This is a genomic window from Sinimarinibacterium thermocellulolyticum (assembly GCF_040327995.1).
GTDB classification, from domain to species: Bacteria; Pseudomonadota; Gammaproteobacteria; order Nevskiales; family Nevskiaceae; genus Solimonas; species Solimonas thermocellulolyticum.
Genome location: NZ_JBEPIJ010000006.1, coordinates 1 through 21292 on the forward strand (window position 1 = coordinate 1; position 21292 = coordinate 21292).

Sequence of the window (21292 nt, forward strand, 5' to 3'; positions counted from 1 at the left end):
CCACAAGTGGTGGCACAACCAATTCCGGCTGCTGCTGTCGAGCTGCGCGTACGTGCTGGTCGAGACGATCCGGCGCATTGGCCTGAAGAACACGCAGCTGGCACGCGCGCAGGTCAACACGATCCGCCTGCAGCTGTTCAAGATCGGGGCCGCCATCGTGCGCAACACGCGCCGCGTCCGCATCCTGATGTCGAGCAGCTATCCGCGGCAGATGCTCTTCGCCGGCGTCGTCGCCGCGCTCGACAGCGGATGACCCCTCCCGAGTGCTGCCCCGGCACGATGACAAATAACGGGGGTTGGGGGAGCTGCGTCCAAAGCGCCGAAAATACCCTCACCGTGTCGTCAAATTGGTCATTCCGAAACCAGAAAGCCTCCGCCCGTGCTCCAGGCGCGTCTATCGGCTCGCTGGTGACGGATCCGGGCTAGAGAAAGTCCGGTGACTAGCACGAATGCGGGATCTTCATCCCACGGCAACTTCGCATGCTCGCGCTTCTTGGCTGCAAGTAGGTAGGCGTCCAATACTGAACGTAGTTCTGGTGGCTTTCCGACCCGTGAGCGCCGAACAAGGCGGCGAAGAAATCCTTTTGGATCAAACGCTGCATCTGGCAAGCCTGCGGCCGACGATGCAGCGAGAAGCGCCACTGGGGTAATCAGCGCGACTAGGCCGATTTTCAGTAGCGCTTCGACAGTAGGGCGTATATCGATCGGCCGGGGCCACGACGCTCTGCGCATCTTGGATTGCGCATCAATGAAGGCCGCGAGCTCGCGAAGCTCGGCCGCATCCCAACGAGACGCCGGCGAGGCGCTTAGGTAGCCCGCCTCACTTGCGAGCGTGAGCAGCGCATCCCGCACAGCGGCAATCTTGTCGCCGCACAAATCGGCCGCTCGTGCGACAGCCCGTGTGACTTTGTCGTTCGATGTAGAGACGGTGCGACGCGACGCTCCCACAGCGTGGGCTGTCTCCGACGCGGTTGCACCGCAAAGCCGAGCCGCCCATGTCATCACGTCCCGGTCAACTATTTTCCCCGTCCCCTGGCCAGCCCCACAGAACTCGGCGGCCAAATACCGCAGACCGCTATTGAGGCGTTGCGGCGCCTCTCGACGCAGGCGGGGTGCATCACGATCGAATGCAAACGACTTGCGGGCCTTCTCCAACTCGATCAGGTGCTTCGTCCACCGCGAAACAATGCCCGCGGAGTCGGCAGCGTCGCTGAGCCGCTGCACCCACCGATTGAACCCCGGCGGGGTTCGGAAATGCCGCTCGCAATATTTTCGGCGCGGCCGGATGCGACCGCCATCTTGGCGGCGGGCTGGCTGGACCAGACTGCCGCAAGCTGCGCAAAACGGAGCTGAGGCGTCTTCGTCAACCATTTCGATCACTTCTGCACGCATGGGAAGTAATCCTGACAGACAAATGTCGGTACTGCCAAGGTTTCACACATAACTTCCTGAGCCACCCCCGCTACGCACATAGGTGGCGCAATGCAGCACTCACTACACAATCCCGCCAGCGACATGCTCGACGTAGCTGGTCTGAGCATCCTCCTCGGACTGAGCCCCGCCACTGTACTGACGCTGAGAGCACGGGCACCGGATCGTGTACCGCCACCTTGGCGGACTCGGCCTCTGCGTTGGCGTCGCGAGGCCGTCATGCGATGGCTCGCCGACCAAGAAAACCGCGAGCAGCGCCGCATAGAAGAGCTGATGCGCCCGGTTTCCAGGCCGCGCGTTGTCGCTGGACGCTGATTCTATGGCGGCTCCGAGCCCACTTACTGCAGTCGAGCGCCGCATAGTGGTGGCTGCCGAGTCGATCGCCGGCGGTGCGCCGCTGGGCGACGACCTTACTTTCCTGGATGGGCTGCTCTGCACCGTCGGCCTTCCACGTTCCCGAGTGGCCGGAAACTACTTCGAGCGTGCGAGCGGTAATGCGTCGCTACGCATCGAAGCCGGGCGGCTATGGACAGGAACCGCCTGGCAGCAGCAAATCGTTCCCTATGGCCCGCTTCCGCGGCTCATGCTGGCGTGGATATGCACTCAGGCCGTGCGAGAGCGGCGCTCCGATATCTGGATCGGCGACAGCGCAGCCGCCTTTCTCCGGCTTCTCGGAAAAACGCCAGATGGCGGGCAAAAAACGCGCGGCGCCTATGCCGCCCTCCGGCTACAAGCCTCGGCTCTTGCGGTGTGCCGTCTCCAGTTCGGTTGGAGTCGTGGGCGATCCATCTCGACTTCCAATTTTCAGCCGGTCACTCGCTTCGAGGCATGGATCAGCAACGATGACAGCCAGCGCGCACTCTGGTCGCCGGTACTGGTGCTGTCGGAAGAATTCCTGCGCAGGCTCCTGGATCACGCGACTCCGCTTGATCTACGCGCGCTGAAGGCATTGTCGAGCTCGGCGCTCGCAATGGATTGCTACACCTGGTTGTCGGCGCGATTGCACCGCCTGAAAAAGCCAACGCTCATTCCGTGGTTGGCTCTCCGCGAGCAATTCGGATCGGAGTGCGTAGGCGTGCATGCGGCAAGGAATCTCAAGAAGGACCTGCGCCGTGCCCTGGCGCGGGCTCTGGCGGTCTACCCAGACGCGCATGCTGATCTCGTGGCAGGAGGGGTTCGGCTCTTGCCATCCAAGCCGCCGGTTTCCCGCACCTTGGTTGCTGTGGAAAAGCCTCTGAGTGGCGGGAGTTATCCACGCGACATTTCCACCCCCTCCAACGCGACATTTCCACCCCCTACCGCCGATTCCGAACGCGACATTTCCACCCCCCTAAAACCTATAGCTGTTCCCTATAGCAATACCGATAGCAGGGCGCGGGCCGCTGTGGAAAAGCCATCGGCTGGACGCCGCGACCGTTTCGCATGCGAAACGGCGCCTTCTTCGCAAGAAGCGGGGGAACTCCCCGCAGGAGGTCTTCCATGAACACGCTTGATGCGTATCGGCGGTTGGTCACCAAGTTGGCAGCCCCGCTTTTCTTGCTCTCGGCGATGCCGGCGGTGCTGCTCCCGCAGAAGGCAATGGCCCAGAATTGGGTGGACGACTGGTTCGACCAATCCACGAGCAGCGGCCCGTCATCGCTCAACACACAGGAGCGCGGCTACTACAACGGTGGCAGCTTCTCCGGCCGCTGGCGCATGACGAATGATTACCTGCTGACGGTGCAGCCACCGCGCATGCAGGCCGGCTGTGGTGGCATCGACCTGTTCGGCGGCGCGTTCTCGTACCTCGACAGCGAATACCTGGTCGAGAAGTTTCAGCGCATCATCCAGGCCGCACCCGCTTTCGCCTTCGAGCTGGCGATGCAGGAATACTGCAAGCCGTGCTCCAGCGCGATGCAGACGATGGAGCAGATCACCGACTACCTGAACTCGATCCAGGTCAACGACTGCCGCATGGCGAAGCAGGTCGCGGCGCTGGCGGTGGATGGCGATACCTCAGTGTTCGACGGCATGCGCGAGAAGGCCGCGCAGGGCAAGGCGATCTGGGAAGGCGTGACGAAGAACACGCAGGACTTCGCCGACCAGACCCGATCATCGGGTGGCATCTCGCCGGTTAGCCAGGCGGATGCGATGGCCGAGTGCCCAACCGTGTTCAAGACCGTGTTCACGAACGGCTCGGTGGTCGGCAACGCGGCCGAGCTGCTGGACCTTGGCGTCTATGCCGATCTTGCGCGCGGGCTGATCGGTGACGTGAACGTGGGTTACGACGACGCTACGCGGCAGTGGATCGTGATGCCCGTCGAGCCCTGCGCTGGCAACGATCAGATCGATGGCTTTGACCTCGTGGTCGGACAGATGGAGAAGCGCGCGCCCGTGGCAGGTGGCACGGCGGGCGCCTGCACGGTCGCCGGTGCCTCGCCGATCGTCAACGCGATTGCCGACAAGCTCTCCGCGATCGCTGCGAAAATGTCAGCGGGCGGCGCTCAGCTGCTGTCGGCAGCGGACAAGGAGTTCCTGGGCCGCGCACCGTTCCCGCTGCACAACCTGCTGCGCGACGCGACCGCAATGCAGAACATCAACGAAACCGTCGAGGCGCTGATCTACCCGCTCTCCACAGCATACGCCGCGCGCATGTTCGACGATCTTCACAAGATGACGGCACTGGTGCTGTCGAAGGCCAGTGAGATTGCGGAGCTGCAACGGCACTCGACGGGTGATCCCAACAAGTGCAACACAAAATTCATCGAACCGGCGCTATGGCAGGTTCGGAGCATGGCGGAGCGCTCGCTCAAGTACCGCGAACTGGCGAAGTCCAACTATGCGGCGCAGGTCACGGATCTGAACGCGAATATCCAGATGGCGCGGCAGATGCTCGATCAGCGGCAGCGCGACTTGCAGGTCAAGACCAGCGCGTCGAGATAACGGTCATGCGCACGCTACTGCGGTTTGCTCCGGTCCTGCTGATGTTTCTGCCGGCGTCAGCGCATGCGCTGACGATGGAGTACCTGACGTACAACGCCTTCGACGAGACGGCGGCGGCGTTCAAGCGTCTGGGCCTGATCATGTCCGATCCAGGGTTCATCGTCCTGGCCGGGTGCTTCGTGGCCGTGTCCGGTATCGGCGCCACGCTAATGTTCGGGACCAACGCGATCGGTCGCGGCGGTCAGGGCGCCCATCCGATGTCGATGTTTGCCCCGTTCCTCATCGGCACGGTGGTGTTCTGGGGTGCCGTGGTTCCGAAGGGAACCCTGCAAATCTACGACCCGGTACGAAACAAGACCGAAGCGGTACCGGACATTCCGGCCCTGATCGTGCTGCTCGCCGGTGGCCTTTCGACCGTCGAGAAGGGCATGACGACGATGGTCGATACCGCCAGCGCAAATCCCTACAAGGACGATGTCGGCGGCATTTCCTACTCGCTGATCTTCGGTGCGGTGAAGGCATCGACGCCGCTCTACAACCTGGACCGGAGCATGGCGCAGTATTTCAAGGATTGCGGCATGACGGCGATTGGCTCCGGCTACAACGGCGCGAGCATGCAGGAAGTCGTCAAGGGCGTGGCCGGTTCCGACCTTTACGCGGCGTTCTCGAAGTGGAATCACCCGGCTTGGGGAACGGTCTGGTTCCAGGAAGGCAACGATGCCGGCGTCACGGGCAGCTGCGCCGATTCCTGGGCCTATCTCGACTCGAAGCTCAACGGTGAGATCACCACGGTCATGAATCCGATGAAGCGTGCCGCCTGCGAATCGGCCGGCTTCAACTGGTCCGACGGCGCACAGGTAGCGGCGTGTGACACGATCCTTCAGGACGCTGCGGCGAAGTTCGATTCGCCGACCGCCACGTCCGAAGTGCTGCTGCGCGCGATCATGATGGGCAAGTCGATCACGCTGGCACTCAACGATCCCGACTTCAACGTGGGGATCAACACGCTGGTCAACCGGCAGATGATGTCCGAAGCATTTGGCGCGTCGGCTGCGATGAATCAGTGGATACCACGCCTGCGCGGCATCATGATCGCCGTCGCGGTGGGCGTCACGCCGATCTGCCTGCTGTTCGTGGCAACGCCGCTGGTGACGCGGGCGCTTGCCGTGGTGGTGGGTCTTTACATCTGGTTGGCCCTCTGGGGCATCTGCGACGTGATCGCCGTGCAAATGCAGCAGGATGCGGCTTTCGATGCGTTCACGGAGGTCAAGCGGCATTTCCTCGGCTACGAGGCCATCATGAATGCACCGGAAGGTGCCGTCGCCGCCCTGGGCGTGTTCGGAAAGGCGCGCACGATGGCGATGGTGCTGGCAACGGTGCTCTGTGGCGGGTTGTTCAAGTTGTCGAGTAGCTACGCCTTCACGTCGATGGGCCAGCAGTGGCAGGGCGACTTCAACCAGGGCGGTGAAGCGGCCGGCAAGCAGCGCCTGCAAGTTGAGCAGCAGGCGGCCTTGCAGGATCAGCTCGTCAACGCGCCCGGCTCAATGGGTCGCGTCCAGCAGTTCGGCTATGACACGGCTGTCGGTGGTGCCAACTATGGCGCACAGCAGCAGTTCGCGCAGTACGACTACCTCGCCGGCGTCACGGGCGGCGTCACGGGTGACTTGGCGTATCGAGCCGGCGAATTGAGCGGCGGCCAAGCGCTCGGCAATGTGCGCGGCGGTGAGGAGTATGCGGGCAGGATGGGCATGCCACTCGGCGCGGCCGCATCGGTGGTCGCTCAGGCCAGCGCCGTCGGCTCGGCCGGCAGCACGATGGGTGCGCGCACACGGGCCGAGCAGAACGTCCCAGGCGGGTATTTCGAAGCGACGAGCTTCGAGAGCCAAAGCCGCATTGCCGGCATCGAAGTGCAGCGGGGATTCGCTGGGGAGTTCGAGGACAAAGGGCAGGCGGACGGCATCGGCGCGATCGCCAGACAGAACCAGGCGTCATTCGGCGGCGTGCTCGACGCCACGAACGGTCGCCCGGAAGTCGCGCGCGATATGTACGGCGCCGGTACGTCTGAACAGATCGGGCGCCTGGATACCTACCGCGACCAGTTCGGTTTCGATCCGCGACAGGTGGGCGCAGCGCAGGGCGTGGATGCGGCGGTGTCCACGGGCGCGACGGAAGCGACGCTACGCAATCGCGGCATCGAGGCGATGACGGCCGGCGCTCAGTACGGCAAGGAGCAAAGCGCCGTCATTGGCACCACAGCGCAGCAGCTCGGTGGCGGTTCGATCTCGCCGGTGGCAGACGTCACGGGACGCAACCAGCTCGCCGGCGATTTCGGCCGCGCGACAGCGCAGCAGAAGATGGCGGACTTCTTGTTCGGTGACAGCACGGCCGACCTAGCGCAGCTACATGAGCGAGGCGCCAGCGTGTTCAGCGGCACGCTGTCCGGTGACGCCGCGCGGCGCGTGGTGGATTGGTCGGAGCAGAACGGTCGCATCCCACCGGACCAGGCTGCTGCCCTGCGCGCGAAGGCCGACAAAGGGTTCAGTGTCGCGGTCGGATTTGGCGAGAGCGGCCAGGTTGCGTCGTTCAACTTCGATGGTCGTTATAGCGGTCAGGTCGGTGCAACGCACGACGATACCGTGGGCATGAACTATGGCCGCGGCGATACCACGACCTTGGGTGACAGCACGGCGGTCAGGCAGGGCATGTCGATGCGTGGCGAGAGCGGCATACAGACGCTACAAGAATTTGTGCGCCGGAATGAGGGACATTCGGGCCTAGATCAAACGGACAGCCTGGCGCTCGCGAATGCGTACGCGCAGCGTTTGGCCGCTGAAGGGCAGACAGGAAGCGCGTCGCAAAGTGACCAGCGGAATACCGTGACAACAGCAGGGTTCGGGGCGAATGGGAATGCTGGCGAAACCCCAGGAGCGAAGGGCGGAGGCGCCACAGGAGCCCTCATGGGGGCACTGGGCCTAAACGTCGGTGTTACAGGAACGAATACAACCGCACATGGGTGGAGCGCCGAAGAAAACTATGTGCTGACAGAGTTTTCTGGGTCCATGGGATCTGGGTATCAGCAAGCGCGTGATGCTGTGTACGAGCGCTACGGCACGCCTGATACCTGGGACTCCAGCACACGGGATCTTGCTGAACGGGAAATTGCTGAACGTTGGCATGGCAGCAATGAAGTCGTGTACCAAGATCTGAAGAGCAAGATGACCTCAGAAACGGCTGACGATGCTGCTCGCGCTAAGGGCGAAAGCGAGTGGAGCGACTTTATGGCATCAGACAACAAGCTGGATCGATTGGCGGATAAAGGTCGCGAGGTTTACGACGCCGTCAAGGACAAGTTCTCGTCATGGTGATCACAGTGTCCACCGCAACGAAAAATGCCAGCGAGCATGGCTCACTGGCATTTGTTAACTACGCCTTAGTCACGCGGCACGGGATAGTACGGCGGCTGCCAGCTCGGGTACGGCCTGTGGCCGTACACGTCGTGCCAGTACGGACCAGTGCGATTGTGGACGTCGTTCCAGTGCGGACTCGAGTCGAGCGCGTCGACTTCGAGTCGATCTGTCGGCTTGAACTTGTGCGGAGCAATGAGCCAGAAGCCAACAACAGCTACAAGGCCCGCCGGAACCGCCAGGACCGTGCCGGCCAGAAGGCCAAGCATGAAGAGACCGCCGCCGCCAATCAGCAGTGGCAGACCGAAGGCCCAGCGCAGAACTTTGCGGAACACGGCACACCTCCCGTTTCGCATGCGAAACGCTTTGAGGGCCATTTTACTCCACCCAGAGGGAAACTCCCATGAATTCGATCCCTTCCTACCAGTGGCAGGACGACGGTATCTGCGTGATGAGCTTGCAGCTCCAGTCCGACGACCTTGCCGCACTGTTTCTCGGCCTGGAAATCGTCGGCGAGCGCATTGCCCGCGGGCTTCCGCGCAAGCCGCGGCTTGGGCCGGACGAGTGGCCGGAGTTCTCCGACTACATCGAGGCCAACGGTGCGGCGGCCGAGCCGCTGCGCCGGCTCCAGGATTTGATGCTGGGCATTCGTGTAGCGGCGCAAGAGCAGGCGCTTGATCTGATGTCTCCGAGCGTTCGGGCGGCCTGAGCAACGCTGGTGCGATGCCTGGCCCGGTTGGTCGGCGCTCGTTGTCTGGGGGCCACGCGCTGCGCGCGCCGGGCTTTCGTGCTGCGCATCGAGCCGCTGTGCGTCTCGACCCTGCGGGCTTCAATCCCTCGGCCGAAGCACCGTCAGACCAAGCCTGCGGCTTCGTCTGTCGTCCCAACCGGGGGACACCGCGGCGGTGCTACGCCGCCGTGTCCAGGCTCGGTCGCTCCGCGGGTCAGTTCGGTGCCACTGGCTCCGCGCGCGTCAATGACCGCTCAACGCCTCGTATACGGCCGCGAGCCGATGAGCCGCTACGCGGCCCCTGCGGGGCGGTCATTGACCCGTGCTCGACGGCGTGGCGATCGGTCTCCGATCACAAGCGCGGCGGACCTCTGCCGCGCTTGCGACCAGGGCCATAGGAGACGGACATGAACGACGTGCGTGATTTGAAGGTGCATCGAATCGAGATTCGGACGCAGCGGCACAGGACCGGCTGGACTTACTTCGTGGACGTGGACAATACCGGGCTGTTCGAGACGGACAGGACGTACATCACGCGCGCCGCTGCGCTCGATGCGGCTGCTTTGCGACTGATCCGCGAGCTGCCGGTGCTGTTCGAGCAGGACCTGATCGAGAAAATCCCCTGCCAGCTCAGGAGCGCATGATGGCGACGGCAAGAGAGTGGCGCTGCGACCCGGTGCTGGCCGAGTTCGCGGCCAGGCAGGTGGCCCTTGCGGCGACGCGCGGCAAAGCGAAGGCGCCGGCGATGGAGGGCCTGCACAGGATCGTAGCGGCGATCCGCCAACATCCTGGAACCGGCCAGGTGCGCCGTCTCGTGGCATTTCTCGGCGGGCTTTACAACGGGCCGCGTTTTCCGTTCGATCTGACGGACCTGCGTTCGCTGGACGGTGAGTTGGCGTCGGCATGTCTCGATGTTCTGCGCTATGACCATTTCGGCCAGGCGGAGATCCACGAGTGGGGCGTCATCGACGGTGACGAGTTGAACGCGCTGCTGGAATCGTATGGGCTGTACTACGCTGCTCAGCAACGCCGAATCGGACGGGAGTTGTACCGGGCGCGCTACGGCGAGAATGGGCACCCTGACGAGGGCTGCTGCGCATGACAGCGTTTCGCATGCGAAACGAAGGTGGTTCGGGCCATGCCTGAGCTTCACGTCCGCGATCCAGACGACTCGGTGCATAGCCGGGTCGTCGATTACGCCCGGCGCAACGGCCGGACGGTCTCAGAGGCGGTGCGCGAGTTGCTGGCTCGCGGGCTCGATGCTTCGTCGGCGAAGCCGTCGATGCTGCCGAGCTGGCGCAGCAGCTGCACGCGCGCATTGCTGCGTTGGATCAGCGTATCCCGGCGACCGGGGCCTATCACCGCCGGATGATGATGACGATACTGGGAAACGTCATGCTGACGCGCCAAATCGCAGCATTGATGAAGCCGGAGATCGTCCAGAAAGCGCAGCAGAACGCGCGCAGCGCGTCCGAGAAGATAAGCCGTGACGGGCGAGGTCTGACGATAGTCCGGGCCGCTCCGGTTCCTGCCTGTGCGTTGAATTTTTCTCGACACAGTATTCACGTTGTGAACGACCAGTATCGCCCGTGTCTGACGGACATGCCGATCGCGGATTCGGTCGAGGCGTTGTAGACTTTTCCCATCGTTTCAGATCATGGGAATGGGGGATGCCGATGGGATCGAGAGTGCCCGCTCGCTGGCTGCCGGCGGTCATTGTTGTCTCGCTGTCTGCGATCTTGGCCGGATGCAACGATCGCCCTACTGAGAGCGACGCCGAGGCCGCATTTCGGGACAAAGTCGCTAGCGAGTGGGGAGAACGAGCGCAGGTGCGTTCGTTCAAGAAGACCGACGGCTTGGGCTATGAGAAGAACGGCGTGAAAGCCTACGAGCTGGCATACACGGCGAGCGTCGACCGGCCGGCGAAAGGTGCCACGGAAGTGACCGGAACGGTTACGTTCGTACGCACCGAGCATGGCTGGAACGCGGCCGATGTGAGCGGTGAAACCGACGAGCAGCGGCAAGCCGCGCAGCAGCGCGAACGGGACATTGCCGAGCGCGCCAACGTCGTACGGGCGCGACAGGACATTCGAGTGCTCGAAAGCGCGCTGGCCCTCTACAAGCTGGACAACTTCCACCACCCCAGTACTGAGCAAGGCTTGGCCGCACTGGTGAATCCACCGGACAGTGAACCCAAGCCTGTCAACTACAAGTCCGGTGGTTACATCCAAGACCTTCCGAACGATCCGTGGGGCAATCCTTATCAGTATGCCAATCCCGGAACGCGCAGCGAGTTTGATCTATTTTCGTTCGGTGCCGATGGCAAACCCGATGGCGAAGGCGCGGCCGAGGACATCGGTAATTGGAATCTTCCATAGATAGGCCCGACCGGCCACGCGCGACCCGTTACCGCGCACCAGCGGATATGAACTGCCGAACGCGCCGCTGTTCCGCCTGAGCCTCGGCCAACAACCAATTCCAGTCGTCCGGTGGATGGCCGCTTTCGAGCATCTTGCGAAACGTCCGGTACGCATCGTCGCTGCTTTCGTAGGCGCGTTTGGTGTCCTCGTCATTGACCCAGGCGAACACGATGACCTTGCTCTGGGCGTGGTATCGGAAGAACAAGCGGTACTGCTGGAAGAATTTCGCGCGGAACCAGTGCTTGTAGTCGTCCCCGAGCGTGCCGCCCTGCCGGTACTCCGACCGCGTCGGGTCCTGCGGAATGACTTCAAACGCCAGCTTCGTGATCGCCGCCAGGCGTTTGGTGGCGTTCTTCCTGACGTATCCGGTCGGGTCTTTTTGCTTCAACGCCTCGACCTGCTGCGCGAGCGCTTCGAGCTGTGCGAGGAACAGCGGGTGGGCGAACATCGTCCAGCCGTGAACGACCAGCGGCGCTGGCTTGCCGCCGGTCATTCATCGTCCGCCGACAACGCTGCATGGAGATCGACCTCGACATCGCCGACGAGCGTATGGAGCCGCCGCACCAGATCAGCGTCGATGGCCTGGGTGCGTTCCGGGTGGTCGGCGATGTCGCGCGCCAGAAAGCCCAGGAACTGACCGAGCACCGGGTCGGCTTCGTCAGCCTCCTCCGCGCGCGTCAGCACCACCTCGCCGTTCGGACGGATGGTGTAGTGAATCTTGTCCCGCTTGCTCAAGCGCAAGGCGCGCCGGACGGTCTCCGGCACCGTGGTCTGGTAACGGTCGGTCAGCGTCGATTCGACTTCGAGGGCGGCAGGCATGGCGCACTCCGATCAGAGCGGGATGGATGCAGCGATGGTAATGCAATCGCCTTGTCATGGCAATGCGTTCGCATTGCCGATACCGGACTGCACATGAGCGTTGTCCCGGTTCGGCCAGCACTGCCGACCAGGCTTGGACAGCATCAACGCCTCAAAACGACCAAACTCTTCGACCATCTGGACGCAGGTGGAGCAAAGGAACTCCCCGGCGGCGCCGGTCTGATCCTCTCTCACACCCCACGCACGGGTGGCGTGCCCTACGGGCGGCGCTAAGTCGTTGACTTAGCGCCTGTTACGCGGCCTACAGGCTTGCTGTCCTTTGTAGGACATCTGTAGGCCAGCCGTTCGGCGGAAGCATAGATTCTTTCTGAATCAATGCCTTGTACCGAAGAAGCCCGAACGCCTTCCCGCGTCCGCCGAAAGCGGCGCGGTCGCGAGCTTTCCGGCCCTTCGTTAATGCGCGTCTCTCGCGCATTTTGGCAGCTGGTGAGGGCAAGGACAGCGCGGTGCTTCTCGCGCGTCCTGGGTGCGCTGGGCGGCCGTGCGGGGTCTTTACCGCGACACCAGAAACGCCTTCTGGCTCATCAGCTCCTTCTGGCTCGCCTCGGCATTGACCAGGACATGCTGCTTGGTCATGCCCTGCGACTTGTAGACCGTCGTGGCGTAGGCATGCTCCCAATGCTGGCCGGCGGCTTCCTTCGTCGCCACGTCCCGGACCTCTTTGCCGTAGCGCTCGCGCAGCTCGGCGGCGTCTTTCGGATCGCGGCCGTCCTGAACCGCTTCGAGCACGCGGCGTTCCTGTTCCTTGGACTGCGGCGTAGTCCACGCCTCACGCTCGCCGAGCCGCGCAGAGAACAGCCACGTGTTGCGCGCCGCGCGCGCGATCGCGCCTTCCTCATCCGTACAAGGGCTATCCGCAGGTGCAGTGACAATCTCGGAAGAATTTTGGTTGGCCCAGCTGTCATGCCTTCCTGAATGCTTCACACTCTGCTGGTGCTGCGCCAGGAATCCGACATGAACGACCAATGCAAATGTGGCACGGCCCTTGGCATGCCGCCTCTCCGTCCCGAGTTGCAAGCGGCCTTTGACGAGTTGTATGCCAACCCGGATTACTTCGCATTTGCCGTGTGCCGTAGTCCCAATGGTCAGGCGTGGGAAGTGAACGTCAGGGAGGCCAACATTACATGGTGCCTTGAGACGTGCGGCACCGAGAATGAGTATCCCAGCTACGATGAAGCGATGGCTGCCGGTGCGGCCTGGTTGCAAGAACAGATCAACCGCGAGCCAAGCGCCGATGACATGGCGTTCCGGAAGTTATGGGAGGACTGGTGCAGTCAAGCGGATGAGCGTTTGTAAAATGGTCGCTGCTAGCGTCGTTCGATAACCCCGCGGCCGAATGTATTCGCGTCTAGTCGAAAAGGTCTCGATCAGCGATTTGGGGACGGCGGACAGCTCGAAGCCGCCATCACGTGCCGTCTTCTCGACGGCGTAGCCAAGACGTTGCGCGTCGGCGGCGAGCTCGGCGCGATAGATCATCCCGCCGAGCTTCTGGTCCTCGTAGAGCGGTTTCGATTCGAGGGCGACCCAGCGGCCGTCGGCCCGCTGCGTGACGTTGGCGACGACCGCGTGCGTGTGCAACTGCGGGTCCATGTTGCGGCTGGTGTGTTGCTGGAACAGCGCTGCGACCAGGTTGTCGCCTTAGCGCTGCCGCCCCTCCCAGCCCCAACCACCGCGCTGGCGGTAGGCGATGCTGTGCTCCTGGAGATGCGCCAGCGCTTTCTCGACAGCGCGCTCGTGCGCTTCGCGCAGGGGCGCGTCGCCGAAGGCTTCGACCATGACCGAGACGGACTTCGGCGCGCTGAAGGTCAGATCCCAGCCCGGCATGGTCTTCAGCACGGTGCCGTTCGGCAGCTTGCCGTCGAGGAGATTCTTGAAGGTGTCGGGTTCGACAGCACCGGAAAGGCCCCAGGCGCTGTGCTGCTGCGCCCCACCAGCAGCCTGCGCATCGGCAGACTCGGCGCCAGCGGCGTAGTAGTCGTCCTTGTCGTAGTACGAGACAGCAGCTGCGCTGTCCCGGAGACGCGAAATCGTGAGCATCGGCAGCTTGCTCCTGGCAAGGTGCCGATCCCGTCGCTCTACGCGCTATCGTACCGCGGCAGGCCGCGCTGCGCGATTTACTTACGCGGCCGACGTGCCTGCTTGGGTAGTTGATCCCAGCCTGGGTTCGGGCATTCGCGCCCGACCGGCGAGCCCCAATCCGTTTCCGGGTGCGTGTTCTCCGGCGTGATGCGCGCCAGCAGGTCGTCGAGGTTGTAGTTCGGCAACGGCGCGCTGCGCCGGCGTTTGCGGGCGCTGCTCATTGGGTATCCGATCGCGCTACTGCTGCCCGGTAGTGCTTGCCCAGGGCGTCGATCGCCTGGGCATAGGTGATCTCGCCGCGAATCAGCTTGGCATCGAGATCGCGGGAAAACATGCTGGATGGCGGCAAGCCCTCGCGGATATTGCTGCGCTCGGCGGCGGCCAGGGCCACGGCGCGGGCACCTTCGGGATGGATGTCTGAGTTGTGATTCATGGCGCTTTCCCGGTTCGGCGGCCTGGTTTCGTATCGTATTGTGTATCGCAACTACGAAATACGATACGAAACCGAAAAGCCGAAGATGGCTGACGCTGACATCATCGGCCACGTTCTCTAGGTTCAAATCGCGGGCTTCGGGACTTTGCTGGCGCAAGCCTCCCCCGAGGGACATACGATAGCGCAAAGGCCCACGGTGACGTGGGCCTTTGTCGTCTCTGCGGCCGGAGCTGTGCCCCGCAGCGTTTCGCATGCGAAATGCCCACGGTGATCGCCGGCGGCTCGTCCGGATCGGAACGATCTTGCGCTCGCAAAGTCCTCGATGATGGTCAGCGGTGAGCCGACACCGCTCGGGGTCGGCGCGCGCGTCACGACGCACTGCCCGGTCGATCAGTCGATGATCGAGCTGAGCACGCGGCCTTCGGTCGACTGCGGCACGCGCTTGCGGATGGCCTCGTATACGGCGTCGGGCACTTCGTCAATGTCCGGGTCGTACTGCGGCAGCGCGCGCGCCACGTCCTCTTCGGAGAAGTAAGGAGATTGGCTGATCGTGCGGCCGATCCGAATGTAGGAGGCGGCCAGATCGTCAACGCTGCGCAATTCACGACCGGCGTCGTCGCGTAGCTGAGCATAAAGCTGGTCATCGAGTTCGATCTTCATGGCACTGGTATCGTCTCACATGCGGCGCTCAGCGCCGATCCGTTGGAGTCTCATGGACACTCGCAAGCCCTTCATCTTGCCGCATCCCGGCATCGCTCAGGAGTTCGACGTCCTGTTCGCGGACACCGAGTTCTCGCGACTGCCGCTGCCGACCGAGAGCGTATTCGCCTGGGTGAAGCAGACCGAACTGCTGTCGCTGGGCATCACCTGCCTTGAGGCATCGGTCACGCCTTCGGGCCTGTACGCCGTTCGGCCGCTCGACAAGAAGCTGCGCAGCCGTTGCACGACCTTCGTGATCGACGAAGTGCTACCGCACCTGGAAGCCGTATCGCCGACCGCCCGCTTCCGCTCGTCGGCCGAGTTGCGCAAGCAGCTCCGGGCATTCCTTTCAGACCGCCGACGGGCAACCGGCAAGCCGCCGGCGATCGCCGTCGACTGGGCCGGGGATGCGTTTCTGCTCGGCGAGGCGCTGCCACCCGACATCGATGTGCTGCTGCTCGAAGGCATGCCGAGTATCACGCGTGCGATGGATACCTTCTTCAACGAGGACTATCGGCGCCACAATGCTTTTCATGATGCGCTGGCGCTGCGGCATGGGTTCATGGACTACCTCGGCACTGCCGGCGAGTGATGTGGTCCACTTCGGCAAGGCATCCCCGAAAGTGTGCGCTCCGATGTAGCGTCATTGGGATCGTTCGAGCGTTCGGGCTGCAGTGCCAGATCAGCCTGCGCAACGGAGCCGGTGTACTCGATGCGCAGCGCGCATGGTCGAGGTCCGGCAAGCGGCCGGGTCCGCCCCGCCGGAGTGCGCAAAATGCGCAAAATGCGCAATGTTTCACGCGGAACATCCTTGGGGCGAGCGTTTCGCATGCGAAACGGACGCGGCCCGGCCGACGGCTACTTTTTGCCGTAGGTGGCGTCGTGATCCGGTGGAATGGAGAGTAGGCGGATGAAATCGCCGTCACGGTACGCCACGGCCCGGCGTGCCTGGGTGATACGCAGACTGTAGAGGGCGGCGACGCCGGCGGGCGGCTCGATGCTGGTGATTTTCTCCCAGCGTAGTCCCTTGTCCCGATAGACCTGGTTCCAGGTGAGCTGGCGCAGCTTGTCCAGCATGTCCAGCGCGGCGTGACGTTCGATCTTTTGCAATCCGAGGAGGTCGCGCTGGAAAATGGGGTTGTTCAGATCCAGCCGGACCGTGGCATCGCGCTCAGCGGCCTTCATCGCGCAGGCGCTTCAGCGTTTCATCGTCGGTATCGGCGACAGGATGCGCCTGCGCCCAGGCCAGTGCCTCGCGCAGGTCTGCCGCGGCCTGCGGATGATGCAGCCAGCGTTCGTTGTCAGGGATGACCGTGGCAGTGCGGATCAGCCAGACGCCCGGCTCCTGTTCTTCGAGCAGCACCTGGCGCCCGGCGTACTGCTTGCCGAGGGAAATCGTCCCGTTGGCGCCGACCACCTTGACGGTCGGCTGGCTGGCAAGGGCGGGCATGGCGGCCTCCGTTAAATATTAAAATACGAAGGCACTATAACACTAAATGCCGCAGTGCGGCCGTACTGGCGTTTCGCATGCGAAACGACGCCGACCCGATTTAGGGGCGGTGATCCCAGGGGTTGATGACGCGCAAGCCGGCATCGAGGAAGGGCTGCACGTCCCGCGTGGCGACAGGCAGGCCACGGGCCAGGGCAATGGCGGCGATCAGGGCATCCATCGTGCCGAGCGGCCGGCCCTTGCGTTCGGTCTCGGCGGTCAGGCGGGCGTAGCACTCGCTCGCCGTGGTGTCGAAGGCGTAGACGCGATCGCCGACGATCAGCGGGAGCTTGCTGCGCAGTTCGACTTGGAGCTGCTGCTTGGCCTTGCCGTCCGGCTTGCGCTCGACGCCGGCGTACAGCTCAGCAAGGGTTAGCGTGGTCGTGCCGAGCGTTTCCGGCCGCTGCGCGTTGAGCCAGTCGATCACGGACTGGCTGTAGGCCGGCTTGAGCGGTTCGAACAGGACGTTCGTGTCGAGCAGGATCACGAGAAGTCCGCGTAGGGCGCCGGCTGGCGGTCGCGGCGGATGTCGAGCTCGACGCCGCCGATCGACTTGCCGATCGAGACCAGCAGATCGCCGACCCGCACATCGCCTTCCGGCCGCGCCGCGTCCTGCAGGATGGCGCGGACCTCAGCTTCCGTGCTGCGGCCATGCGCGCGTGCGCGAGTCTTCAGCGCCTGGTGCACGTCCAGGGGCAGATCGCGGATCGTCAGGGTCGGCATGGTGCAGTCTCCGATACGTTTTGCTGTCGGGAATAACAGCACAATAGCGATATGACTGCATCGTTTCGCATGCGAAACGCTCAAGTGCTGCCGAAGGATCGGCTTATCTGCTCCACATCTGCTTTCAGGCGGCAAATCCGGGCAAATTTACGCAACTCGCCGCAAACTGCCGCAAACTATTTTTCATTTACTTTCAGTTGCCTGTCTGTATTTTCAGGCAGTTGCGCATCATATGCCTTCCCTTAGGAGGCGGATGCTCTATCCACTGAGCTACAAGGGCGTGCGCCGCGCGCATGGTAGTCGATGCCGCCTCAGCCCTGCAGAACCTGGCCGAGGAAGGCTTCCAGGCGCGGATGTCCGGCGCCGTTGAAAAACCGTTCCGGCGCGTCGACATGGCAGATGCGGCCGGCGTCCATGAAGACCACGCGGCTGGCGACCGCGCGGGCAAAGCCCATCTCGTGGGTGACGACGCACATGGTCATGCCCTCGGCGGCGAGCGCCTTCATCACGTCGAGTACCTCGCCGACCTTTTCCGGATCGAGTGCACTGGTCGGCTCGTCGAACAGCATGATCTGCGGGTTCATCGCCAGCGCACGGGCGATGGCGACGCGCTGCTGCTGGCCGCCGGAGAGCTGCGATGGGTACTGGTCGTGCTTGCCGGCAAGCCCCACCTTGTCCAGCAGGGCGCGTGCACGCGCCTCGGCCTCGGCCTCGGACAGGCCGCCGACGATGCGCGGCGCCAGCATCAGATTCTCCAGCACCGTGCGATGCGGGAACAGGTTGAACGACTGGAACACCATACCGACCCGCGCGCGCAGGCGATTGAGGTCGGTGTGCCGGTCGTGGACGGCCTCGCCGAGCACGCGGATCTCACCGGCGCTGATCGGCTCCAGCGCATTGAGCGTGCGCAGCAGCGTGGACTTGCCGGAGCCGCTGGGCCCGACGATGCAGATCACCTCGCCGCGCGCCACGCTCAAGGACACGTCGGCCAGCGCGACGACGCCGTTGGCGTAGGTCTTGTGGACGCCGCGCGCCTCGATCAACACTTCAGTCATGGGCGAGCCGGCGTTCGAGGCGGCGCACCCACAGCGACAGCGTGCCGGTGAGTACGAGATACATCGCCGCGACGGTGAACCAGACTTCGAAGGGGCTGAAGGTCGAGCTGACCACCTCGCGCCCGGCCTTGGTCAGGTCGGTGAGCGCCATCACCGACACCAGCGAGGAGTCCTTGATCAGGTTGATGGACTGCCCGGCCAGCGGCGGCAAGGCCTTCTTCAAGGCCTGGGGCAGGATCACATGGCGCATCGCCTGCATGTAGGACAGTCCGAGACTGCGCGCGGCTTCCATCTGTCCGCGCGGCACCGCCTCGATGCCGGCGCGCACGATCTCGGCGACATAGGCGCCGGTGAACACGGACAGCGCGGCGACGCCGGCCGTGAAGGCTGACAGATCCAGCACGGTGCCGACGAAGAAATAGAAGATGAAGATCTGCACCAGGAGCGGCGTACCGCGGATCAGCTCGACATAGGTCGCCGCGAGCGCGCGCGACGCCGGATTGTGGGCGACGCGGCCGAGCCCGACGACGACGCCGACGACCAGCGCGAACAGCAGCGAGATCGCCGACAGCTTGAGCGTCACCCACAGCCCCCAGACCAGCGGTCCCGCGGCGATGCCGGACTTCATCGCGATGGCATCGCCTTCGAACACCAGATCGCCGTCGGCGGACAGCATGCGGTCGAAACCGTCCACGCGCACGCGCTCGGCGGTACGCAGCGATTCGATCTCCAGGCTCTTGCCGTCGTCGGCGAGCCTGACGAAGCCGTCGAACGGCGCGACGACGTCCTCGCCCTCGAAGCTGACGATGTACTGCGGGATGCGTTCCCAGTGCCAGTTGTAGTCCACCCGCGTGCCGGCGGCGTAGATACCGTAGCCGAGCGCGGCGATTACCGCGAGATAGAGCGCGTACCAGCCGGCGGTGCGCAGGCGTGCTGCGGAATCAGCCGGCGACATGCTTCAGCCACGCGGTGTTTTCGAACCACTTGCGATACAGCGCGTCGTAGACGCCCTCGTCGCGGATCTGGCGCAGGAAGTTGTTCAGCCAGTTGAGAAAGTCCGGATCGCCCTTGCGCACCGCCCAGCCCAGCGGCTCGCGCGTGAACGGCTCCTTGAGATGCACCGCGGCGTCGGGGAAGCGTGCGGCGTAGACGACGTTGTACGGCAGGTCGTAGACGAAGGCGTCGGCGCGGCCGCTGCGGACCTCGATCATCGCCTCGGCCTCGCTCTCGAAACTGCGAATGCGCGCCCTGGGCATGAAGCGCCGCGCGGCGATGTCGCCGGTGGTGCCGAGCTTGGTCGCGATCGTGTACCGCGGATCGTCGAGCTGACTGTAGGTGGTCACTTTGTCCTCGTGCGCACGGTTGAGCAGCACCGACTGGCCGATGACGATGTACGGATCGGCGAAGTTCACCTGCAGGTTGCGCTCCGCAGTGATGGTCATGCCGCCCATCAGGATGTCGAACTTGTCGGTCAAGAGCGCCGGGATGATGCCGTCCCACTGCGTGTTGACCAGCGTCAGTTTCACGCCCATCGTCTTGGCCATCAGGCGCGCCAGATCGACATCGAAGCCGATGATGTTGCCCTTCTTGTCGAGCATTTCGAACGGCATGTAGCCGGCCTCCAGTCCCACGCGCAGCTCGCCGCGCTTGAGGATCCGGTTGAGCGTCGACTTTTCCCACAGCGACTGATCGTTCGCCGGTGCCGGCGCGCACAGCAAGACCAGGAGCAGCCCCAGGATTCCCCTCATGCGTAACATCGGCGTGCAGGACAGGATGTAGAGTGCCCGATTAGAGCAGAACGGGTCCGGCCGATGCGAGAGGCGTTCACCCCATGGCTGCAATGGATCGACGCGCAGTTGCCGGAAATGCGCGACGCGCTGCTGTGCCTCAGTAACCAGAACTCCGGCAGCTTCAACGCCGCCGGCGTGCGCGCGGTCGGCGCGCAGATGCTGGAACGCTTCGCGCCGCTCGGCTGCACCCACGAGTGGATCGAGCTGCCAGCCTTCACCGCCACCGCCGACGACGGCCGCCCGTGCGAGCGCCCGATCGGCCCGGCGCTGCGGTTGCGGCAGCGGCCCGACGCACCCTTGCAGGTGTTTCTCGGCGGCCATCTGGACACCGTCTTTGCGATCGACCACCCGTTCCAGCAGGCGCATCAGGATGGCGACGACAGCCTGCACGGCCCCGGTGTCGCCGATCTCAAGGGCGGGCTGCTGGTGATGTGGGCCGCACTCGCCGCACTCGAGCGCAGCCCGTGGCGCGCGCGCATCGGCTGGGAGGTGCTGCTGAACCCGGACGAGGAGATCGGCTCGGCCGGATCGGCGCCCCTGCTGCGCGAAGCCGCCGCGCGCAACCACTTCGGCCTGGTCTACGAACCCGCCTTCCCCGACGGCGGGCTCGCCTCGGCACGCAAGGGCAGCGGCAACTTCGATGTCATCGTCCACGGCCGCGCAGCGCACGCGGGGCGCAATCCCGAGGACGGTCGCAATGCCTTGCGCGCGGCCGCCGATGTGATACGCGCGGTCGACGCGCTCAACGGCGTGCGCGACGGCGTGACCCTCAACGTCGGCTACGTCCACGGTGGTGGTGCACTCAACGTCGTGCCGGACCTGTGCGTGTTCAAATTCAACGTGCGCACGGCGCGGCCCGACGACGAATGCTGGGTGCAGGAGCAGCTCGACCTGATTCTCACCCGTGCGCAGCGCGACGGGGTGAGCTTCGAGCTGCGCGGCGGCTTCACGCGCCCGCCGAAGATCGTCGACGCGCGCGCACACACGCTGATCGACTGGCTCGGCGACTGCGGCCGAACGCTCGGCACACCGCTCGCATTCAGGCCCACCGGCGGCTGCTGCGACGGCAACAACCTCGCCGCCTATGGCCTGCCCAACGTCGACAACCTCGGCGTCGTCGGCCGCGACATCCATTCCGCCGCCGAGCGCATGCGCATCTCCTCGCTGACCGAGCGCGCGAAGATCTCGGCGCTGTTGCTGCTGCGCTGTGCCAGCGGCGATCTGGTCTGGAACTGACC

Annotated in this window: 27 protein-coding genes and 1 pseudogene; 12 read left to right on the plus strand and 16 right to left on the minus strand. The window is 64.0% G+C overall.

The genetic code is table 11. The annotated features are described in order from the left end of the window. A partial coding sequence (locus ABSH63_RS06705) for a transposase (protein ID WP_352888505.1) occupies positions 1 to 253 on the plus strand: 253 nt, incomplete at its 5' end. Positions 254 to 351: 98 nt separating this feature from the next. On the opposite strand, the gene ABSH63_RS06710 is transcribed toward ABSH63_RS06705, so the two are convergent. After that, entirely contained in the window at positions 352 to 1392 is a 1041-nt protein-coding gene (locus ABSH63_RS06710; protein ID WP_352888507.1) for a hypothetical protein, read from the minus strand. Positions 1393 to 1795: 403 nt separating this feature from the next. On the opposite strand from ABSH63_RS06710, the gene ABSH63_RS06715 reads away from it, so the two are divergent. From ABSH63_RS06715 to ABSH63_RS06725, 3 genes are read left to right on the plus strand one after another with little or no spacing between them, the layout of a single operon-like run. Further along, positions 1796 to 2914, plus strand: a complete 1119-nt coding sequence (locus ABSH63_RS06715; RefSeq protein WP_352888509.1) for a replication protein RepA — start codon at positions 1796 to 1798, stop codon at positions 2912 to 2914. Further along, on the plus strand, positions 2911 to 4353 hold the full coding sequence (locus ABSH63_RS06720) for a conjugal transfer protein TraH (protein ID WP_352888511.1): 1443 nt from the start codon (positions 2911 to 2913) through the stop codon (positions 4351 to 4353). Before ABSH63_RS06715 ends, ABSH63_RS06720 begins: the two co-directional genes overlap by 4 nt. Positions 4354 to 4358: 5 nt before the next feature. Then, positions 4359 to 7718, plus strand: coding sequence for a conjugal transfer protein TraG N-terminal domain-containing protein (locus ABSH63_RS06725; protein WP_352888513.1), 3360 nt, complete (start codon positions 4359 to 4361; stop codon positions 7716 to 7718). Positions 7719 to 7783: 65 nt separating this feature from the next. Here ABSH63_RS06725 and ABSH63_RS06730 read toward each other — a convergent pair whose 3' ends face one another. Then, positions 7784 to 8092 (minus strand): hypothetical protein, encoded by a 309-nt coding sequence (locus ABSH63_RS06730; RefSeq protein WP_352888514.1) that lies wholly within the window; start codon positions 8090 to 8092, stop codon positions 7784 to 7786. A 68-nt stretch (positions 8093 to 8160) separates the two neighbouring features. On the opposite strand from ABSH63_RS06730, the gene ABSH63_RS06735 reads away from it, so the two are divergent. The 5 genes from ABSH63_RS06735 (at position 8161) to gspG (ending at position 10865) form a co-directional block, all read left to right on the plus strand. Next, entirely contained in the window at positions 8161 to 8466 is a 306-nt protein-coding gene (locus ABSH63_RS06735; protein ID WP_352888515.1) for a hypothetical protein, read from the plus strand. 428 nt (positions 8467 to 8894) lie between these two features. After that, positions 8895 to 9131, plus strand: coding sequence for a hypothetical protein (locus ABSH63_RS06740; protein ID WP_352888516.1), 237 nt, complete (start codon positions 8895 to 8897; stop codon positions 9129 to 9131). After that, positions 9131 to 9589, plus strand: coding sequence for a DUF7673 family protein (locus tag ABSH63_RS06745; protein ID WP_352888517.1), 459 nt, complete (start codon positions 9131 to 9133; stop codon positions 9587 to 9589). The genes ABSH63_RS06740 and ABSH63_RS06745 overlap by 1 nt, the downstream gene beginning before the upstream one ends. Positions 9590 to 9813: 224 nt before the next feature. Next, positions 9814 to 10122 carry a hypothetical protein gene (locus ABSH63_RS06750; protein ID WP_352888518.1) on the plus strand — a complete coding sequence of 103 codons (309 nt, stop codon included), beginning with the start codon at positions 9814 to 9816 and terminating at the stop codon, positions 10120 to 10122. A gap of 194 nt (positions 10123 to 10316) precedes the next feature. Next, a complete protein-coding gene (gene gspG, locus ABSH63_RS06755) occupies positions 10317 to 10865 on the plus strand; it encodes a type II secretion system major pseudopilin GspG (protein WP_352888520.1) in 549 nt (182 codons plus the stop codon). A 28-nt stretch (positions 10866 to 10893) separates the two neighbouring features. On the opposite strand, the gene ABSH63_RS06760 is transcribed toward gspG, so the two are convergent. The 3 genes from ABSH63_RS06760 to ABSH63_RS06770 form a co-directional block, all read right to left on the minus strand. Then, a complete protein-coding gene (locus ABSH63_RS06760) occupies positions 10894 to 11400 on the minus strand; it encodes a type II toxin-antitoxin system YhaV family toxin (RefSeq protein WP_352888521.1) in 507 nt (168 codons plus the stop codon). Further along, the gene (locus tag ABSH63_RS06765) at positions 11397 to 11726 is read right to left on the minus strand and encodes a type II toxin-antitoxin system PrlF family antitoxin (protein WP_352888522.1); all 330 of its coding nucleotides are present in this window, start codon (positions 11724 to 11726) and stop codon (positions 11397 to 11399) included. The genes ABSH63_RS06760 and ABSH63_RS06765 overlap by 4 nt, the downstream gene beginning before the upstream one ends. A gap of 552 nt (positions 11727 to 12278) precedes the next feature. Then, the gene (locus ABSH63_RS06770) at positions 12279 to 12710 is read right to left on the minus strand and encodes a hypothetical protein (RefSeq protein ID WP_352888523.1); all 432 of its coding nucleotides are present in this window, start codon (positions 12708 to 12710) and stop codon (positions 12279 to 12281) included. Positions 12711 to 12740: 30 nt separating this feature from the next. Here ABSH63_RS06770 and ABSH63_RS06775 point away from each other — a divergent pair, with 30 nt between their 5' ends. Then, positions 12741 to 13082: a hypothetical protein gene (locus tag ABSH63_RS06775; protein WP_352888525.1), complete on the plus strand. Its 342-nt coding sequence runs from the start codon at positions 12741 to 12743 to the stop codon at positions 13080 to 13082. Here ABSH63_RS06775 and mobF read toward each other — a convergent pair. The 4 genes and pseudogenes from mobF to ABSH63_RS06795 all read right to left on the minus strand — a co-directional run bounded on the left by mobF (position 13041) and on the right by ABSH63_RS06795 (position 14958). Beyond that, a pseudogene (mobF, locus tag ABSH63_RS06780) lies at positions 13041 to 13823 on the minus strand (MobF family relaxase). The gene ABSH63_RS06775 and the pseudogene mobF overlap by 42 nt on opposite strands. Positions 13824 to 13900: 77 nt before the next feature. Beyond that, positions 13901 to 14086, minus strand: a complete 186-nt coding sequence (locus tag ABSH63_RS06785; protein ID WP_352888526.1) for an AbrB/MazE/SpoVT family DNA-binding domain-containing protein — start codon at positions 14084 to 14086, stop codon at positions 13901 to 13903. After that, complete coding sequence (locus ABSH63_RS06790) at positions 14083 to 14298, minus strand: antitoxin VbhA family protein (RefSeq protein WP_352888527.1); 216 nt, start codon at positions 14296 to 14298, stop codon at positions 14083 to 14085. The genes ABSH63_RS06785 and ABSH63_RS06790 overlap by 4 nt, the downstream gene beginning before the upstream one ends. A 390-nt stretch (positions 14299 to 14688) precedes the next feature. Next, positions 14689 to 14958, minus strand: a complete 270-nt coding sequence (locus ABSH63_RS06795) for a TA system antitoxin ParD family protein (protein WP_352888528.1) — start codon at positions 14956 to 14958, stop codon at positions 14689 to 14691. 52 nt (positions 14959 to 15010) lie between these two features. Here ABSH63_RS06795 and ABSH63_RS06800 point away from each other — a divergent pair, with 52 nt between their 5' ends. Next, a complete protein-coding gene (locus tag ABSH63_RS06800; protein WP_352888530.1) occupies positions 15011 to 15589 on the plus strand; it encodes a hypothetical protein in 579 nt (192 codons plus the stop codon). Positions 15590 to 15855: 266 nt separating this feature from the next. Here the strand turns inward: ABSH63_RS06800 and ABSH63_RS06805 are convergent, their stop codons facing one another. The 7 genes from ABSH63_RS06805 to ABSH63_RS06835 all read right to left on the minus strand — a co-directional run bounded on the left by ABSH63_RS06805 (position 15856) and on the right by ABSH63_RS06835 (position 20012). After that, positions 15856 to 16182 carry a hypothetical protein gene (locus ABSH63_RS06805; protein WP_352888532.1) on the minus strand — a complete coding sequence of 109 codons (327 nt, stop codon included), beginning with the start codon at positions 16180 to 16182 and terminating at the stop codon, positions 15856 to 15858. Beyond that, positions 16169 to 16447, minus strand: a complete 279-nt coding sequence (locus ABSH63_RS06810; protein WP_352888533.1) for a hypothetical protein — start codon at positions 16445 to 16447, stop codon at positions 16169 to 16171. Before ABSH63_RS06810 ends, ABSH63_RS06805 begins: the two co-directional genes overlap by 14 nt. A 100-nt stretch (positions 16448 to 16547) precedes the next feature. Then, the gene (locus ABSH63_RS06815) at positions 16548 to 16973 is read right to left on the minus strand and encodes a PIN domain-containing protein (protein ID WP_352888534.1); all 426 of its coding nucleotides are present in this window, start codon (positions 16971 to 16973) and stop codon (positions 16548 to 16550) included. Then, positions 16970 to 17209, minus strand: a complete 240-nt coding sequence (locus tag ABSH63_RS06820) for a FitA-like ribbon-helix-helix domain-containing protein (RefSeq protein ID WP_352888536.1) — start codon at positions 17207 to 17209, stop codon at positions 16970 to 16972. The genes ABSH63_RS06815 and ABSH63_RS06820 overlap by 4 nt, the downstream gene beginning before the upstream one ends. A 311-nt stretch (positions 17210 to 17520) precedes the next feature. Continuing rightward, a complete protein-coding gene (locus ABSH63_RS06825) occupies positions 17521 to 18264 on the minus strand; it encodes an amino acid ABC transporter ATP-binding protein (RefSeq protein ID WP_352888537.1) in 744 nt (247 codons plus the stop codon). Next, on the minus strand, positions 18257 to 19219 hold the full coding sequence (locus ABSH63_RS06830; RefSeq protein WP_352888538.1) for an amino acid ABC transporter permease: 963 nt from the start codon (positions 19217 to 19219) through the stop codon (positions 18257 to 18259). Before ABSH63_RS06830 ends, ABSH63_RS06825 begins: the two co-directional genes overlap by 8 nt. Next, complete coding sequence (locus ABSH63_RS06835) at positions 19206 to 20012, minus strand: transporter substrate-binding domain-containing protein (RefSeq protein WP_352888540.1); 807 nt, start codon at positions 20010 to 20012, stop codon at positions 19206 to 19208. Before ABSH63_RS06835 ends, ABSH63_RS06830 begins: the two co-directional genes overlap by 14 nt. 63 nt (positions 20013 to 20075) lie before the next feature. Here ABSH63_RS06835 and ABSH63_RS06840 point away from each other — a divergent pair, with 63 nt between their 5' ends. After that, complete coding sequence (locus tag ABSH63_RS06840; protein ID WP_352888542.1) at positions 20076 to 21290, plus strand: hydrolase; 1215 nt, start codon at positions 20076 to 20078, stop codon at positions 21288 to 21290. Positions 21291 to 21292: the final 2 nt, after the last annotated feature.